Below are 17990 nucleotides of genomic sequence, written 5' to 3'. Positions count from 1 at the left end.
ATCTTAGAGTCTCAGGGGTGTCTGTCAACCACCCACACGGATAATATGATCTGAGAAATCAGGGATATCCATGCTTGCCACTTCAGTGGTGAGTAGTTGACGAACAATTACACAAGTGTTGAAAACAGCAGTCTCTTTGCGGGCAAGTATGCCGTAACCACCAGAGTTTCAAACGGCAGTGCTGCTATAAACCATACCTGGAATTTCATTATCACAGATTCCGCGGAAAGCAAAGAAAATATCAATAATACGGTAGTGCTGCCGGTCAGGGAAGTAAAGAGGAACGAATCTGTGACCTTTGATTTCACGGAGGACCCGGACAATACCGGTGACAACAGCATCCTCGGAGTCTCTTTCAATGCTTCTTCAGCCGGAAATGTTTCCATTTTTGTCGAAGTCCTGAAAGATAGGGCGTCTGAGGTTTCAGAAAACCCTGAAGGTGATGTTTACCAGCACATGAACATTCACCTCAGCAACCATACGGTTATGAATGAGACTGGTTCCGACTCAAAGTTTATTGATTTCAGAGTTACCAGAGCCTGGATGGAAACAGTTGTTCAGGGCACTGTCCGGCTAAACAGGTACCATGATGGGGAATGGCAGTCTCTTAATACCTGGGAAACCGGTTCAGATGCAAAATATTACTATTTCCGTGCAGAGACTCCGGGCTTTTCCCCGTTCTCCATAACAGGCGAGAATATCTCCACACCACCTGTCTCCACTCCACACAGGGGAGGTCATGGGACCGGTTCGGCTACTATTGTTCCTGCTTCTTCGGCAGCTGAGGATGGAAATGTCAATGATGCCGGGAATGAAGATACGGACTCTGCTCTTTCGGGAGAATCTGATGATTCAGGAGAAAATAGTGCTTCGGGTTCGAGAGAGCTTGATGTTGACAAAGAGGGGCAGAACACCACGGAGCTTGATCCGGAAGGGGTCCGCGGGCAGGAAACCGGGCACAAGATCAGTTTCTCGATGTCGATTCTGTTCTTGCTCCTTATTATAGGGGCATACCTGGTGTACCGGCAGACAAAAGAGAAAAAATAATTCGAATTTTAGTAGGAAGGAATTAATTCCTTCCTGACTTTTTTAGCCCTGAAAAATAATCCCGTTTTCAATGCATCATTTGTGGGAAGTCACTTATCAATAGTCACTGCACTCTGAAACTGTGTATTCCGTACTTTCAAGAATAGGCGTTTCCGGAAGCTTCCTTTCTATTCTGCAGATATTGAACACTGCATGGGGAATAAGGCATCCCCGGGTGCAGTCCAGGGCGCATTCCTTAGTGCATTCGAGGGAGCAGTCCGTTTGTCTTTCCATCTCCAGGGTGAGATTACTTTGATTCTCGGGCAGTCCCTGAAGAGGGAATTCCAGGTAGGTGAGTTCTTTGAATTTTTCGCAGGGGGTATCGATCTTTATGATAATCCTGTCTCCTTTCACCCTTCCCATTATCGTATGGCTAAAACTGCACATGCAGGAAGATACATTTATTTTTATCATTTTCAAAACCCCTGCTATTTGATATGTTTTTAGAGTTTTCCTTTCAATATACTCCGCCGGTCATACTGTCTCTCTGAAGTCCGTTTACACTCAGAGCTGCGATGTTCTTGAAGTCTATTGCTTTTATCGGGCAGGCCCGTACGCAGCGCCTGCAGCTTGTCCCAAGGCAGTCCTGAGTCCTGCAGCTTGCAAAGAAACTTCCGTTTTTCTCGATGGTTACAAGGGCATTTTCCGGGCACTCTTCGTTACAGCGACTGCACTGGAGGCAACCTTCTACAGGGACTTCGAGGGTGATCCCCACGTCTTCTACGATCTCTACCGGGACATCTCCTGTTTCCTCGATATCTTTAGCTGCCCTTTTTTCCAGCACTGCATTCTCTACGGGTTCCGGGAGAGGGGGATATTTGTACATTCTCATGAACTTTTTGTATAGTTTCATGTTCATACCCTCGGTCCAGTAGGAAAGTTCGCAGGTGTAGATGTTCTTGAAGGTCTCGCTGGTCGCCATCATCAGGTGGTCGGCTTTTATAGTTCCGGCAAGGGCGATGACCTCTTTGAGCCTGGACTCGTCCAGGAGGATTTCCCTGGCAAGGGCCATGGAAGTGTTTCCGAACTGTACGGCTTTTCTTGAGAAATCCGGGCAGGAGCCGATTTTCCTGGCTTTCTTGCAGTCCACGTATGTTCCGGTGGCTCCGGACATGTAGACGTTTTCGAGCTCTTCGAAGGTTACTCCGGCTTCCAGAATAAGTGCAAGCTGGGCTGCGTGGATTGCCCCTATAGCTTTTCCGGCTTCGGAAATATCTTCGCTGGTGATTTCTATGTCTTTTCCAAGGATCAGCTTCCCGTTGGGCAGTTTAGGGGGCTGCTCCATAAGGCCCGTTTCCATGGCAACTGCGATAACTGCAATTACGCCTGTACCGGTAATACCTACAGCTTCGATTTCGCCCTTCTCAAGGATTTCCCCAGTAACCGGGTTTACAAGGTCTCCGGTTTTGCTTTCCATCTTTTCATTCAGGACCGTAAGACGCCAGTATTCCCCTTCGGAGTTCACGTCTGAAATCGCACCCGGGCTTGCAATCATCCCGCAGCTGATTCCCTGCCCTTCTATAGCAGGCCCTGCAGCCGCACTGCCGGTGATGATCCTGTCCCCTACTTTTATTGCCATTTCTGCATTCGTGCCGTAGTCAGTGACAATGGAGACCTCTTTCTGGTTCAGAAAATCGGTTTCGATCATCATCGCCAGGGCATCGGCTCCTATCTCATGGGCGATAGCCGGAGGTACGGTTATTTCGCAATTCGGTAGGTCCAGAACACCCTTGAAAATTTCGGATGCCGGAAAGATCCTGGCACTCCTGTCCACATTCTCGACTCCAAGCCTTTTCTGCATGTTCTTTCCGGCAAAGGCGAGGTCTCTTATTTCAGAGTTCTGGAAAAGGGAAAGCTGGATCGGGTTTCCGCATACCACCAGTTTCTTAATGCTAGCTGGATCTGCATTCAGGGTCTCAATGATCTTCTTTACTGCGTCCAGTATGATATTGTTTGCAATATCTTCCCCTACTTCAAGGGCAAAGTCCAGGTGGTCGATCACATTGCCCCCCGGAAGGGGGTGCCTCATCGTCATTGCGGTTCTGACTACTTTTTTTGTTTCCAGGTCTATAAGCTGCGCTCTAAAGCCGCTGGTTCCCAGGTCAAGTGCGATCCCATACATTTTTCTTACTCCACTTGCAGCGATTGAAAATTCTTACTCCACTTGCAGCGATTGAAAATTGAAAAAAAATAAATTGGAGCCTATCCGCTGTATCAGGCTGTTATGAACTGGATATAATCTAGGGAGTGAAATGGGCTGCGCAGCGTTTTCACTATTATTTAATTTGTCTTTAACTAAGTTTTAGTCTTAAATGTATATAACATAATTCGGGGCTTGTCGTGAAGGGTCTTGATTTTAGTAGGGGTGCTGATTTTTGAGGGTGCATTGATTTTTCCGGGGGGTTGATTTCCGGAGGCCCTTCTTTTAAGGCATATACAACATATTTGTCAGTAAACTTCGTAAAAAAAGGGTCGTAATAATAAAAACTTCTGATTTTTGCAATGTATTTATTTTGCAATGTATTTATTTTGCAATGTTATTTATTTTGTAATGTTACCTGTAATACTCGTTTCTCGCTTCAATAAGTGCTCTTAAATTTTTTATAGGGGTTTTTGGTGCAATCCCGCAGCCAGGGGCAAGAATATCAATTCCTCCCTCCAGGCATCTTCTGGCTTCTTCTTTTATTTCTTCGCAGGTTCCGTTTAGCATTACCCCTGAAGAGGAAAGGTTTCCTATCAGGCTTGTTTTTCCTCCAACAAGTTTTTTTGCAGCTCGCAGGTCGGTTACTTTTTCTTCTATACTGATCCCCTGAAAACCGCATCTTGAAAGAGTTTTAAGGATAGAGGTTGAGTTCCCGCAGACATGTATGAGTTTTATTCCTTTTCCTGACCTGCAGAACCTTTCATACTCCGGTTTTATAAGGGCATCCATATGTCTGGGGTCAAGCGTGTCAGGCCCTGCTATCCCATCAACTATGCAGACAGCATCTACTCCGGCTTCGTAAAGCATTTCTGTGTATATGGAACAGACTGCTCTTGTGACTTCAAGGCATTCTTTTAATATTTCGGGCTTTTTAAGTGTCCAGGTAAGGAAATTGTACGTACCAATCAATCTTGAAGCAAGGGATGCCGGACCTTCCATACCTGCTATAAGTGGAACTTCTTCTCCTACTTTTTTCCTCAGGATGGAAGTCACATCAAAAACCAGTGGTATTCTTCCTCTTTCCGTAAAGTCTGAGGGAAGCTCCAGTTTTTCCGGTTCCTTTGCAAAAGGGTGAGACCCCGGAGAAGGCTGGATATCGTATCTTCCCTGATTAATCCTGCATCCCATGGCTTCCGAGAGCACAGTGAGGCAGAAAGGGTAGCGTACGGCTTCAAGGCCTGCAAAAGTGTGGGCTGAAAGTGCCAGAGCTGCCATCTTCTCCGCATCAAAGTGGGCCTCAGGCCATGCAGCTCCACTCTCTTTCATGAGTTCTACGGTCCCGGTCTGGGTAACCGATAGAGCTGGCACTTTATCCACAGCTTTTCCTGTCAGGGTATTCAGAAAACGGTCTCTCAGGTCTGGATCTGCCATTTAAACCTGCCATCAAAAATCCTTTTGTTACTTAAGCCTCATAATTGGCTTCTTCTGGATATTTATTACAGGCTGGATCACTTTTATATTTTTCAGTTAAAATATCTGTGTACAAATTATATAAATCCATGCAGAAATGCTTTTTCTGAAAACAAATATGCGCCTTCAGCTCACGCTTTTGCTATGGCAACAAAGCTTGTAAAAATAAGATTCAGAGAGTCTCACAAAACAAAGCTTGTAAAAATAAGATTCATGGATTAAAAGAGATTCATGGATATTTATACAGGTGTTGAAGTGGATAGAATGAAACCCTGCCAGGAAACAGAGCATGAGAAAAAAGATCCCTGGACTGTCGGGTAACGTTGACGTTCTATTATCAATAATCGGATTTCTGCCCCTTTTCCTGCTCGGAGGATTCCTGCAGTTTTCGGGGCATACCGATCTGTTGGAGGGTTTTCAGGATTGGCAGCGCTTTTTCAGCTCTTAAAATGGCAACAGAGCTTGAACAGTGCTTCTGTCCTGATTTTTTTCGGCTCATTGCCCTCTCCTGCCTGGAGGTTTGAGGCTGAGAGCATTGAACCGTTTTTCCGTGGATTTAGACTTTACTTCTCCTAAGGCACGTTAAAATGGCAAATATGTGTTCTAGGGAAGTTTTTCTGGTCTACTCACTTTATTGGAGATTGGATAACAATGCCTTTTGAGAGGGATGGGCATTGTCATCAGCGTGATATTTTACCTTGTAATTCAGGACTTCGTGTGGAGAGAGTGTGGAAATCCCATTGAATTCTATTTTCTTTGAATTCTATAGGTTTAACTGAATGTGTGAATATTTGATTTGAAATATGGGGTTTTGACTTAATGTATAAAGATTTCGCTGGATTTATTTTTCGGCATCTGCAGAATTAATTTCACTTATACAAGTGTCATTCTTAATAAGGCCCAGAAAGCTTCTGGAAATACATAAAGTTTCATAAAAAAGAGGACGGACAAAAATGCCCGTCCCCTCAAACAGCAATTTTTACATTGCCTTTTTTTACTGGGTGATATCAGTGGGTTTATCCCATGATCTTCTTGTAGAGTTCCGGACCGGTTTCTGCTACAGTGTAGGACTGGGCAGTTACTGTGTCACATGGACCTCTTGGTGGGACTTCACAACCGGTTGCAATCACGTACTTGGACTGCATTCCATTCTCCTTGAGAGTGTTCAGGACGCTCTTCTGGAGGTCAATTGTGTCGTTCCTGATCTTTGATATGTTCTCGGGGCTGTTGTCCATGAATGCGATAGGACTGACTTCCCCAGCGAACATGACATCTTTCCCGTAGTTCTCAATGAGGTACTTGTGGTCCTTGGAGCCCTTGCTTACCTGCTCGGGGTAGAAGGTGTAGCTGTAGTACTCCGTGTTCCACTTGCTCATAAGGTCCCAGTGAGGGGCATCTGCACAGTTGTGGACAACCATGGGCTTGTTGTACTCCTTGTAGAGCGGGGCGAAGACGTTCTGCATGACCTTTCCTTCGGTCTTCATGTATTCGTCTGCTCCGAGGATGATGTTGTTAGTCCAGAGAGTTGCCAGACAGAGGTTGTCGGGCTGGGCTTCCTCGAACATCATCTTGGCCATTTCCTTACAGTACTCGGTGGTCTGGTCAAGGGCTTTGAGGACAACGTCGGGGTTGGTCCTGAGGTCAGAGAGGACACGGGTTGCTCCCATGATCTGGGTCAGGGCTACCATTGGGCCTTCGAAAAGAGCTGTGATAGGTGCATCAATTGCCTTTGCCTTCTCGGTTGCGAGTTTGTTACCCTGAATAAGGTTGTATGCACGGGTCCCTTCCTTGATTTCGGGGATTTCCATGGTTTCGTAGTCTTCAAGGTGACCGATTGCTGCAGGGGTGTCTTCTTCAGGGACTCTGATGGTTGCACCGAAGTCACTTGCGACAACACAGAGGTCGGTAAGGCCTACGAAGTTGTCAATGTTGAAGTACTTGGTACCTGCGACTGCACTGGCTGCATACATTTCTGCCTTGGTGGAGTAGTCTGCGTAGGTACAGGGTACAAACTTCCTGGAGAGACCGCAGATGAGAGGTGCTACAGGGAGCCTGTCGACCTTCTTGTCCTGGAAAGCGGAGACGAACCTTTCCTTCTTGGTCATGGTCTCATTGAACTTGGGTACAACGGAGTCGTACTCTGCGAGGATCTTCTCTGCGGTGATGAGCCCAACGTCGATGTCTTCCTTGGTGCCCTTCTGTGCGAGGATTTCCTTGTACTTCATCTTGCTTGCTGAAACTGAGGCTTCGCTCCATGTATCGGCAGGAAGTGCGCTAAGGAGGGAGGCAAGTTTTTCGACTGCTCCGCTTGCGTCACCGGCTGTGCCATCTGCTCCGATGGATTCTGCGTATTCCCTGGAAATGGGTGCGCCGCCGACCATGACTACGAGGGAGTCCCTGAGGCCTGCTTCCTGAAGCTGTTCGATAACAGTTTCCATGCCGCCCATGGTGGTGGTCATCAGGGTGCTCATGGAGATTGCAACTGCCTTATTTTCCTTTGCAGTTTCTGCGAATTTATCGAGTGGGACGTCAACACCGAGGTCAATTGCATTGTAGCCTGCAGCGGTGATCATTGTCTTGACGAGGTTCTTACCGATGTCGTGCACGTCACCTTCAACAGTACCAACGACGACGTTCCTTGGAACAGTGGTTGCGTCAGTCTTTATGTGAGGGGTCAGGATCTCCATACCTGCATACATTGCATCTGCTGCGAGCAGAAGGCTGGGGACGAAGGCTTCTCCTTTCTCGTACATGTCACTGACTACGTTCATGCCCTTTGCGAGACCATCAATGATCGCTTCATATGCGTCGACTCCTTCGTCAAGAGCTTTCTGTGCGAATTCTTCTGCAAGGTCGTCGTCTCCTTCGACGACAGCATCCATTAAAGCGCTTAAAATTTCTTCTTTTGCCATATTAAACCTCCATTTTTCAGGATTAGATATGCCAGATCCTGGCATCCTGTTTTTACTGCTTTGGGTAGGGTTCTCTAAAGGATCCCTGTCCTTAATTTTTCCATAGAGCTACTGATACCTATCCAGTACCTGATGCCTATCCAGTAGCTATTTCTCCAACCTAACGATCTTTCGTCAGTATGCCTGAAAATAGCCGCTTTTCCATCTCCGGATGGTCATCTTTCTGCTATGGTTGTTTACATTCTGATAGTATTATTCAATATTATATAGCATAGCCGATGCTGTTTTTGTCTAATCTGCAAATATTTTGTCGTGCTCTTATTTTTTTGCCTTTCCTGTTTTGCGTCCATGTTTAAGTTTTCAGCTGTGTCCTTTTCAGGATGCCTTATTCTCTGGCAAAGGAGCTCTTTCAGGAAGGGCCGGAAAATTTGTAAAGGAGGGCTTTCAGGGAGAGCAGGGAAATTGTTCAATCAGGACATTTTGGAGAAAAAGAAAATTAGTAAATGAGAGCTTTTGGTGGTGGGGTGAAAAAAGTTTTTCTCGCTGAATTGCCAGGTTCAAAAAAACAGATACCTTCAAAAATAACTCTACCTCGAAATATTTGAGGGTATTGTTTTTGTGCATGACTCAATCTTTACTGAGCAGTGATATTAATTCTGTGAAATTAATTACAGTGGAGGATGGAAAACTTCCGATTGCATTGAAGTTTCTGATGATTTTCAGGAAAAAAGAGGAAAAAGTCACATAAAAGCAAGTGAAAACTATCTATTTGGGATGGTTGGCGGAGGCACAAATAATCAGCTCCGGGGGGTTGCAGCTGAATGCACCGCCTTTTTTGTTTAATTTACTTTTTCTGAAAGTCCTATGTAGTAATCAGCAAGTTCGTTTCCCCATTCAATAGCACTGCTGTTGAAACTCATTATATTTCTGTGATCAAACTCTCCTTCCTTTCCGAAGAGTTTCAGCATCATAAATTCATTTGAAATTATGAAGGAAGAAGGCTTTATTTTTCCCCTGTAAATATAGAGTGAAACATTGTTTTCAAGCAGCAAGTTGTATGTGTCCTTAAAATCATTTTTCAGTCTTATGTATACCTTTTCATCCAGAATCAGGTCCACTTTTGCTCCGTTCTTTGCACAGGTTGCCTGAATTGAAGGACATTCGGGGCAAAAGAATGAGTAAAAGCTCCTTAACCTCTCGGACCTACCTAACATTTCTTTCAGGTCTTTTGGGAATTCAAAGAGGTGATCCAGGTCAGGCTCATCCAGTTTGCATTTTCCAAGCATATGTATTTTCTTCATCAGATGCTCAGGGATTGGCCTTCTGTCGTGCTTTGACCAGTAATTGTTGTTTCCTTCAAAAACCTGAAGGAGACCAGTTAAGGGCAGCATTTTTTCAACAATTATTTTTCCTATGTCTGAGAGTTCGTAGATGTCCCTTTTCTGGATAATGACATCCATGTCTTTCAACTTTTTTAGCTGTGGCATTATAGAAAATACGTCTCCATGAAGTCCGTCTTTGATTTCATCGGCGCTTTTTGGTCCATTTGCCAATAGGATCAGAATTTCCTTCCTTTTTTCAGAAAAAAAAATTAAATCTATAAGTCCTGTCATAATATCAACTTCTAGCCTCGTACCCCGGGACACTATAAAAAGTAATTCCTCTCAGCATTATAGTCCTTTTTATACCGCAGTGATTAAGAACCGCCATTGACCGGGCAGTTCCTGAACCAGTCGAATTATCTTTTAATCTCCGGATGTGGCAGATTTCAACTGCAACAACAATAGCAATCATCAGGGCAACGGTATTTTTCCTCAACTTTGGGACTAACTCTATATAACATAATTTGAGGTTTCACACGAAGGTCTTCGGTTTTACAGGGGGATTTTGATTTTATAGGGGCCTGTTTTTTCCAGGGGTATGTTTTTTCAGATCACTTCTATTTCTCAGGGATCTATTCTTCTTATCCTATCTCAGGAGTTTTGCCTTTGATAATAAAGGAAGATTTAAAAGAAGATTACAAAGGAAGATCACTGAGCCGTCTTCCCTGAGGGGTTTTCTGGATATATACTTTTCTTTCCTGGAGGTACCTAAAATGGCAAACCTGTACCCTTCAGGAAAAGTATTACATGTTCTTTTACCGGCTCGTCGATGAGAATCTTGTCCCTTATCGTCCTTGCCAGTTTCTCCATTCCGGCCTGGCTTTCTATTTAGGGCTTGTTGGTGTTTTTAGCTCACTTGCCATGTCCTTTCCCCGTTTGCTGCAATTCCTGCCGTTTATTTTCCAGGACACTATTCCTATCTGCTGCATTCCAGCGCCAAAACTCGCTCTTTCAAAATACGTTCTTATGCCAGTTTTCCGGTTGTTCCTACACCGAGTCCAACCAGGCGGGTTTCCAGCGGGGATTTTCCAATGCTTCCCACATCATTCTTTTTCAGGTCGAATTCCACGTTGCCCATATCGAGGCCGTAACTGTCCATATATTCCGAGACCAGCCTGTGGCTGAGCTTAAGCCCGTAATTCAGGGCTTCTCCGTAGTCCTCAAAAACTTCTTTTCCAAGCTCAGAGAACACCGAATATGCTGCATTTCCTGCGGCAGTCGGGCGGATAAGGACCTCTGTCCTGTGGATTACTTTTCCTACAAGAGCGCCAACGGCATTTCCTACCTCATGGAATGCAGGAATCCGGATCTCCGCATCCACTGCTTCATTCAGCTCTTTAAGGTAGGCTCTCACCGGAGCTCCTACAAGTACCACCGGGACCTTTATATGGAATTTCAGGAAAGCCTCCTTTCCTATCATCTTTTCAACGTCTTCTTTCTTCAGATCGTCTGCAAAGAAGGAGACCAGTTCAAGGGTGAGTTTTCTTACGACTTCAGCTTTAACCTGGGCTGAAAACTCTTCCGCTCCTTTTTTGAGATTCTTTCCCAGGACTTTAGCGCCTATGAAGGAAGCTCTCCCGTCCCATCTTAAATATTCCCCGAGCACATGCAGGGCATCGGTTGGGGTAAACCCTATCTGGCTTACGTGCCTTTTTCGGATCAGGTTCTTCAAAGTTCCTGCGAACATAAGCGGATGTTTTCCAATCCTTTCCGAGATCTCGAATACCGAAAGAGGCTCTGTCCCCAGGTGTTCGATTATTGCAATCTCATCTTCTTCAAGCTCCCCGCTAAGAAGCTCAGGGGAATTCACCCCGTTCCTTATGAAAAATGAGGTTGGCTGTATAATCTCATCCATAATGCTTTCTTTTGGAGTGTCGGTTTTTTCGAGTTTCTCCAGAATCTCCGGAAACTCTGAAGCGGCCAGGCAGAGAGGGATCACCCTTGTGGGTCCCAGGTAGGTTTTTCTCTTAATCCAGACCAGGCTGTCTCCTCCAAGGGCTGAGGTATCCATCCTGATCGCTTTTACCATTGTTTTCCAGCCCCCGACTTTTGCTCCCGTGTCGCTGATCTCGGGAATGCCTCCGGAAATCATGGCAATATCGGTACTGGTGCCTCCCACATCCACTGTCACGCAGGTGTCCAGGCCTGTCAGGTGGGCGGCTCCCACAAGGCTTGCAGCGGGTCCGGAAAAGATTGATTCGACAGGCTTTTGCAGGGCTTCTTCGATGCGGACCAGGGACCCGTCGCATTTCATCATCATCAGGGTTGCCTTTATCTCCTTTTCTTCCATTACAGCCTGGACGGATTTGATAAACTGCTTGCTTACCGGGATCAGTTCGGCGTTCAGGAGAGCTGTCACAGCCCTTTCGTAAGCCCCAAGGCTCATGGAAAGCTCGTGCCCGCAAACAACAGGCATGTCAGTTATTTCCTGAATTAATTCCTTTACCCTGAGTTCATGTTCCGGGTTCCTTACTCCAAAATAACCGGAAACTGCAAAAGCAGCTACTTTGTTCTTTATCTGCCTTACAAATTCTTTTACGGTTTCCAGGTCTTCAAGAGGAGCAATTTCGTTTCCATCGGAATCGTGGCCTCCTCCTATTGATATTACATAATTGCTGGCAAGTTTTTTCGGGATAGTGTGCCCTATAAGGATCAGCCCTGCAGGGTAGCCTTTACCCTCAAGAGTGGTATTGGTAGCAAGAGTTGTAGAAACAGAAACGAATTTTATCCTTTTCAGGTCATCCGGGTTCAGCCCTTCAATTGAATTCTTTATTCCCCTTATAAGGTCAGGATAAGTTGTAAGCGCTTTATTCGACTCGATAACGGTTCCGTTTGACATATCCATAATAGCGGCATCGGTATATGTTCCACCAGTATCAATGCCCAGTCCCAGATACATTACATTCCTCCTCTGCAACTTCTATGGCTGGTCTTCTCTCATCTACTTCAGTCCCTGTCTCTAACATTTCTAGCCAACCTTACCTCTGCTTTCTCACAACCCTGAGAGCCCGACATAATTTCAAAGGCAAAAACCTTTTTCAAAAAAGATCTTACAGTTTTTACTTTGCGGCTTTTATAATGGAAAAGGATGGAGAAGACCCAATCGTCTTAACTCCGCCCTTCTGGAGGTTAGAATATGGTTTTTACTTGCTTGTGGATGTTTTTCTGTTTTTTCTGGATTTTACAGGTTTTATGGAGATTTCTCTTATTTTAGGCTCTGAATTCTATTATTAAACATTCTGTCCAGATTTTAATCGAAATGGGGGAGGTGATCTCACCCCATTACGGAGAGTTTACCCCATTATCTGTTTCTGAAGTTCCGGACCAAGTTCCTTTACGGTGTTCACCATTGCCTGGACAGTGGACAGTGGTCCTCCTGGTGGGATTTCACAGCCAGTGGATAGAATATACTTGGACTGGTACCCGTTCTCCTTGAGTACAGGCATTACGTTTTGGAGCAGGTTCCTGGTGTCGTCCTTGACTTTCTGCACGCCGGCTGCAGAGCCGTCCATGAACTCAACAGGGTTTACTTCTCCCATCATACAGCAGATGTCTCCATACTTGGGGATGAGGTCTGCATAGTTCTGGGATCCCTTTTCCTTTGATTTCTCGTAGTAGGCGTAGCTGTACAGGGAGGTTCCGAACTTCCTTATCTGGGTCTCGAAGTGCACGGCATCAGCACAGTTGTGGATTACGTATGGCTGGTTGTACTGCTTGAAAATCGGGATGTGCTGGTCGAAGACGAACTTGCCGTCGAACTTCCAGTAGTCCTGTTCGCTCATGATGACGTTGTTTGACCAGAGGTTGTCGATACAGAGAGAGTCACAGGCTCCTTCACTGAAGAAGAGCTCTGAGAGCTGGCAGATGTAGTCGGTACATTTCTGGACTGCTTCAAGGACAACATCAGGCTGGGTCTTCATGTCCATAAGGACGCGGTCTGCACCCATCAGCTGGGTAAGGGTAAGGAGTGGGCCCTCATGGAAACCGACGAAGGGGGTGTTGAGTTCCTTGTTGAGTTTTTCTTTTGCCATCTTTGAGGCCATGACCAGTTCGTAGCCGCGGGTGCCTTCCTTAAGTTCGGGGACCTCAATCTTCTCATAGTCTTTAATGTGTCCTTCGGAGGACGGGGTGTCGTCTTCGGGGTATTTGATCTTACATCCGAAGTCAGCGGATGTAGCTGAAAGGTCGGCAAGGCCCACGAACATGTCCAGGTCCAGGTACTTTGAACCAAGGAATGCGCTCTGGGTGAAAGCTTCTGCGTTTGTGGCATAGTCCCTGTAGTTGACTCCGGCAAACTTCCTGAGCACACCACAGGCAAGCGGGTAGACAGGCAGGCGGTCGACCTTCTTATCGGACATGGCGGATACGGTCCTGTCGATGTGGGTCATTTCCTCCTTGCTCTTTACACCGATGCTTTCGAATTCTTCCTTGATCTTGTTTGCAGTCTCAAGCCCGATGTCGACCTTTTCGGAGACTACCTTCTTTGCGAGGATTTCCCTGTATTTGATCTTTCCAAGGTTGACCTTCACTTCGCTCCACCTTGCGTCTTTGGGCTCAAGTTCTTTTATGGCTTCGGATGCCCAGGCGCTTGCGTGCATTGCATCAGGGTGGGTTGAGTCAGCACCGATTCCCGTGGCATACTCTTCGGAAACAGGGGCACCTCCTACCATTACAATCATGGAGTCGCGTATGCCTTCTTCCTGGAGGATTTCAATGACCTTTTCCATATTGGTCATGGTTGTGGTCATCAGGGCACTCATTGAGATCAGGTCGACTTTGTTCTCTTTTGCGGTTTCGATAAACTTCTCGATTGGGACATCTGCTCCCAGGTCGATCATTTTGAACCCACCGGCACTGAGCATCGTCTTTACGAGGTTCTTTCCGATGTCGTGCACGTCTCCCTCAATGGTTCCTATAACACCCACTGCCTGTAGGCCTGATTCTGCTGCCTTCATGTAGGGGGTAAGGATGTCCATACCTGCATACATTGCGCCAGAGGCAAGGAGCAGGTTGGGTACGAAGGCTTCTCCCTTTTCATACTGGTCGCTGACAATTGCCATTCCTCTTGCCAGCCCATTGACGATCGCGTTGTAGGGATCAACGCCGTCATCCAGTGATTTCTGTGCAAGTTCTTCTGCAAGGTCGTCGTCTCCATCGACGACAGCTTCCGCTAATTGGTTTAAGATATCTGCTGCCATAAAAAAACTTCCTCCATTTTTACAGTTATTCCCTGGTTAACAGTAAGTAGCTCAATTAAGGCTCATTGCTCAGTAAGCCTCTGTATGACTGTTAACTTCCAATGATACATTTACTGCAAAACATATAACATAAACGCAGAGATTTGATTAACGCAGTTAACATCTCTCTTGATGCTTAATTCTGCTAATTCTCCTGATATTATAAATCCCTCTGATCCAGTACTATTTCCTGATATTGTTAACCTTCATGATCTCGTGTGGCACTCTCATTTGATCAGGGGCTTTCATCTGATCAAAGCCTTTGATTACATAATGGAAGATCATCTGGGAAAGGGGATCTTAGCGGTCAGGATATAATGGAAAAACAATGTGACGGGGAAACAATGAACCCCCTCAAAATATGAGCTGCCAGACGAAATCTATATTTTTTCCTTTTTCAGGTAAACCCTGAATGGATCTTTTTCTCGGCAGAAAGATCATCTTGGAGGAAAGCCAGGATTTGTTAATGGATTGAGTATATTTAGTGAGTTGATTAAGTAGAATTTGCAGATGTTTAAGTGGGTGCAGATGGTTAAGTGGATCGAAAAATAAGAGGCTGGAGGTCATCGGTTTCGATCCATATGCATCACGTTCTTGATAACTGTATTTCTTCATGTGCTGCAGAGTTTAATTTCCTGATGAAGCTTTCAGGCTTTCTCAAATACTATTTCTTTTATCTCCTTTGAATGTTTCATGTAATGCAAAAAGAGGTCTTCTCCCCATTTCAGGGCTGTTTTTTCCATACTCATCATTGCATGGTTGTGGTATATCCCGTTTCTATAGAAGAGGGAAAGAGCCAGAAAATGGTCTGTTACCACACTTGAGGCTACTTTTACAGGGCAGTCGCAGACGAAGATTTTTGCATTGTCTCTGTCCAGATATTCCCTGAGGGATGTGCTGTATTCCCTTCTCAGCCTTTCGAATACCGGCTTTGTGATTATCAGAGATACGTCAGTTCCTTTTTTCACCAGTTCCACATAGGTTGACTGGTAAGCAGGATTAAAATAAGAGGAAACTTCCATAACATGGGTTGACCTGGTCAGCTTTTCTTCGATTTTCTGGGGGATTTCATACATCCTGTCAAGGTCGGGTTCGATGAATTCGCAGTGTCCTAGATCATCTATTCGGTCCAGAAGGGGGACAGGGATTGCGCTTATATTGTGGTTCTCCCAGTAATCCATATGCTCTGAAAACACGCCAAGGGTGTTCAGAAGAGGCCTCATTTTCTTAACTACCACCTTTCCGATATCAGAAAGTTTGTAAAGGTCGTCCTCATGAATGATAAGCCCCTGGCTGATGAGGATCTTGATCTGGGTCATAATCGCACTTGAAGTCACATTGAGTATGTTTTTTATATCTTCAATGTTTCGGGGTTCCTCCATCAGCAGCAAAAGAAGGTCTTTCCTTTTGTCCGAAAGGAAAAGAGTGCCCAGTAGTTCCAGTTTCATCGTAAATCTCCAGCCACTTTATTTGAACATTTTTCAACTTCGATTATATTTAATTCACATTTCCGGTTTCAAAGTTCTTTTTTGGAAGCCTAACATGCACCGTGGTTCCCGAACCTTCCTCGCTTTCTACCCAGATTTCCCCTTCATGGGCGTTGACAATGTTTTTACAGATATAGAACCCCGATTCAAGTCCCTGGTACCTGCGGGTCATGGAATCGTCAACCTGGTAGATTCTGTGGAAAAGGTGGGGGATCAGTCTTTTATGGATGCCTGTTCCGCTGTCTTTTACGGTTATGTGGATGTTCTCTTCCTCCTCTATGGCTGTTACTTCCAGCGTCCCACCGTGAGGTGTGAACTTGATGGCATTGCCCATGAGAGTTGTGAAGAGGTCTGTCAATTTTTGCTTGTCGCCACGAATAGGCGGCAGGTTTGCAGGCAGTTCCTTTTCGACCTTCAGTTCTTTTTCATCTATCAGGAGTACCAGGTTAAGGTAAACATCCGAGAGTATCTTCTTTATCTCTACTTCGGCAAAAGAGTACTCGATCTTTCCTGCCTGTTCAAGGCTCAGGTAGAGCAGGGAATCCACCATCTGTTTCAACCGCTCCGAACTGTTGATTACGGCGTCTATAGCTTTCTGCTGCTGGTCTTCGATAGTCTCCATTGTCTCGAAATCCATAAGGTCGCTGTAATCTACCTTTATCTGGGGAAGGCTTTCAGCCATAAATTCCGCTTTTATCCTGTTAAGGGACCTGAGTTCATCATTGGCTTTTGACAGGTCTTCTGAATAGGATTTAAGGGCATCCTCAAGCTGTTTTCTCTGGATAAGCTGCCACATGCCCTGCATGAGAAGGGTTAGCTGGCGTAAGTCAGATTCATCATATGACTCATCCTTATTTCCAACTCCTGCAACTGCAACTATCCTGTCCCCGTCAAAAACCGGTACGTTCATATGGCGGGTAAGATGCACATGGTCTTTCGGATATCCCTTTTTCAGGGAACTCGGAGCTGTATAATCATTGGTTATAATGGGCTTGCGCTGCCGGATTGCCTCTCCCCAGATACCTGTTGTTTTTACCGGGTAGATAAAGCGCTTGTCTTCGATTGCACATTCTTCCATTGCGCTCTTTGACCAGGAATGCATTATCAGGGAAGTCTCATAGGCGTCCATAAAAGCGAGGTACCCGAGTTTGCTGCCTGTAAGCCTGACTGCCTCTTCGCGGGCAAAGTCTGTTATTTCTTTTAAGGAAGCTCCTGTCATCCGGTTAAGTTTTACAAGGGCTTCAAGCCGGGATTCGTTAAGTTTCTGTGCAGCTTCGGCTTTTTTGCGCTCGGTAATGTCCCTGGCAACCGAGAGGATAGTTTTTTTCCCTTCGTAATCAATAATTCTGGCGCTGACTTCAAGGGGGACAACTGTGCCGTCCTTGCAGACAGCTCCTGAGTTATATACCCTGGACCCCTCGCTCCTGATCTTTTTTAGATTTTCACGGACCGAGTCCCAGTACTCGGCAGGAATGATCTCTTCGGCTTCCATTTTCAGGATCTCTTCCTTCTCGTATCCGAGCCGTTTTACCACTGCCTGGTTTACGTCCATGTAATTTTTTCCTTCGGGCTCGCGGATGTACAGCTGGTCATTGATGTTGTTGAAGACGGTCCTGAATTTGTGTTCGGATTCTTTCAGGGTCTCTTCTGCCAGCTTATGCTCAACTGCAATGGCTGCCAGCTGGGCGTTTGTTTTCATAAAGTCCAGGTCTTCTTTTTCTGGCCTGTGCACTTCGCTGTAATATATGGAAATAACACCAAGGACTTCTCCGGAGGATGAAACTAAAGGCTCTGACCAGCAGGCTTTCAATCCAGCCTCAGCTGCAAGCTCCTTGTATTCAGTCCAGTAGGGGTGTTCCATTACATTATCTACGGTTACCCTTTTTCTCAAGAAGGCTGCGGTTCCGAAGGAAGCCGCTCCAAAACCAATCTCGATTCCGTCAGTCCTCTGCCTGTAAAACTCAGGAAGTCTCGGAGCAACGCAGTAAAAGAGATGCTTTTTCTCCCGGTCAAGCAGCATTACCGAACATATAGAGCCTGGTCTGATCTTTTCCATATTTTGAATAAGAAGGAGAAGCACTTCTTTGAGTGGAGCTCCTGAAGCCAGTTGCCCGAGCACCAGGTTCTGTCCTTTCACTATCTCTTCAGCAAGCTTACGCTCGGTGATGTCCAGAACGATTCCCTGGTAATGGGTAATTTCTCCTTTTTCGTTCCTTTTGATGAGGGTCCTGTCATCTATGTATCGTACTTTTCCTGATTTTGTCAGGATCCGA

General features: G+C 45.7%; 13 protein-coding genes. 2 read left to right on the top strand and 11 right to left on the bottom strand.

The genetic code is table 11. The features are described 5' to 3' along the window. The first annotated feature begins 96 nt into the window (after window positions 1-96). Entirely contained in the window at window positions 97-1047 is a 951-nt protein-coding gene (locus EO92_RS15750) for a PGF-pre-PGF domain-containing protein (RefSeq protein ID WP_048173072.1), read from the top strand. A gap of 96 nt (window positions 1048-1143) precedes the next feature. Here the strand turns inward: EO92_RS15750 and EO92_RS15745 are convergent, their stop codons facing one another. From EO92_RS15745 to EO92_RS15715, 8 genes are all read right to left on the bottom strand, one after another. Next, entirely contained in the window at window positions 1144-1500 is a 357-nt protein-coding gene (locus tag EO92_RS15745) for a hypothetical protein (protein WP_048173069.1), read from the bottom strand. Between the two features lie 43 nt (window positions 1501-1543). Continuing rightward, a complete protein-coding gene (locus EO92_RS15740) occupies window positions 1544-3208 on the bottom strand; it encodes a methylamine methyltransferase corrinoid protein reductive activase (protein ID WP_048173067.1) in 1665 nt (554 codons plus the stop codon). A 432-nt stretch (window positions 3209-3640) separates the two neighbouring features. Further along, complete coding sequence (gene mtaA / locus EO92_RS15735) at window positions 3641-4660, bottom strand: methylcobamide:CoM methyltransferase MtaA (protein WP_048173065.1); 1020 nt, start codon at window positions 4658-4660, stop codon at window positions 3641-3643. A 376-nt stretch (window positions 4661-5036) separates the two neighbouring features. Next, a complete protein-coding gene (locus tag EO92_RS18005) occupies window positions 5037-5198 on the bottom strand; it encodes a hypothetical protein (RefSeq protein ID WP_156165863.1) in 162 nt (53 codons plus the stop codon). 517 nt (window positions 5199-5715) lie between these two features. Continuing rightward, window positions 5716-7611 (bottom strand): uroporphyrinogen decarboxylase family protein, encoded by a 1896-nt coding sequence (locus EO92_RS15725; protein ID WP_048173060.1) that lies wholly within the window; start codon window positions 7609-7611, stop codon window positions 5716-5718. A gap of 839 nt (window positions 7612-8450) precedes the next feature. After that, the gene (locus EO92_RS15720) at window positions 8451-9164 is read right to left on the bottom strand and encodes a winged helix-turn-helix domain-containing protein (RefSeq protein WP_235283374.1); all 714 of its coding nucleotides are present in this window, start codon (window positions 9162-9164) and stop codon (window positions 8451-8453) included. A gap of 64 nt (window positions 9165-9228) precedes the next feature. Then, window positions 9229-9429, bottom strand: coding sequence for a hypothetical protein (locus EO92_RS18000; protein WP_156165862.1), 201 nt, complete (start codon window positions 9427-9429; stop codon window positions 9229-9231). Window positions 9430-9957: 528 nt separating this feature from the next. Beyond that, entirely contained in the window at window positions 9958-11892 is a 1935-nt protein-coding gene (locus EO92_RS15715; RefSeq protein WP_048173055.1) for a hydantoinase/oxoprolinase family protein, read from the bottom strand. A 179-nt stretch (window positions 11893-12071) separates the two neighbouring features. Between EO92_RS15715 and EO92_RS17995 the strand changes: the two genes are divergently transcribed. Beyond that, window positions 12072-12227 carry a hypothetical protein gene (locus EO92_RS17995; RefSeq protein ID WP_156161221.1) on the top strand — a complete coding sequence of 52 codons (156 nt, stop codon included), beginning with the start codon at window positions 12072-12074 and terminating at the stop codon, window positions 12225-12227. Window positions 12228-12286: 59 nt separating this feature from the next. Here the strand turns inward: EO92_RS17995 and EO92_RS15705 are convergent, their stop codons facing one another. From EO92_RS15705 to EO92_RS15685, 3 genes are all read right to left on the bottom strand, one after another. After that, window positions 12287-14191: a uroporphyrinogen decarboxylase family protein gene (locus EO92_RS15705; protein WP_048173052.1), complete on the bottom strand. Its 1905-nt coding sequence runs from the start codon at window positions 14189-14191 to the stop codon at window positions 12287-12289. A 686-nt stretch (window positions 14192-14877) separates the two neighbouring features. Next, window positions 14878-15678 (bottom strand): winged helix-turn-helix domain-containing protein, encoded by an 801-nt coding sequence (locus EO92_RS15690; protein WP_048173046.1) that lies wholly within the window; start codon window positions 15676-15678, stop codon window positions 14878-14880. A gap of 49 nt (window positions 15679-15727) precedes the next feature. Then, window positions 15728-17854: a GAF domain-containing protein gene (locus EO92_RS15685; protein WP_235283373.1), complete on the bottom strand. Its 2127-nt coding sequence runs from the start codon at window positions 17852-17854 to the stop codon at window positions 15728-15730. Window positions 17855-17990: the final 136 nt, after the last annotated feature.

The sequence above is a fragment of the Methanosarcina sp. 2.H.A.1B.4 genome (assembly GCF_000979385.1).
Taxonomy (GTDB): domain Archaea; phylum Halobacteriota; class Methanosarcinia; order Methanosarcinales; family Methanosarcinaceae; genus Methanosarcina.
This window is presented reverse-complemented; position numbering and strand designations above follow the sequence as displayed.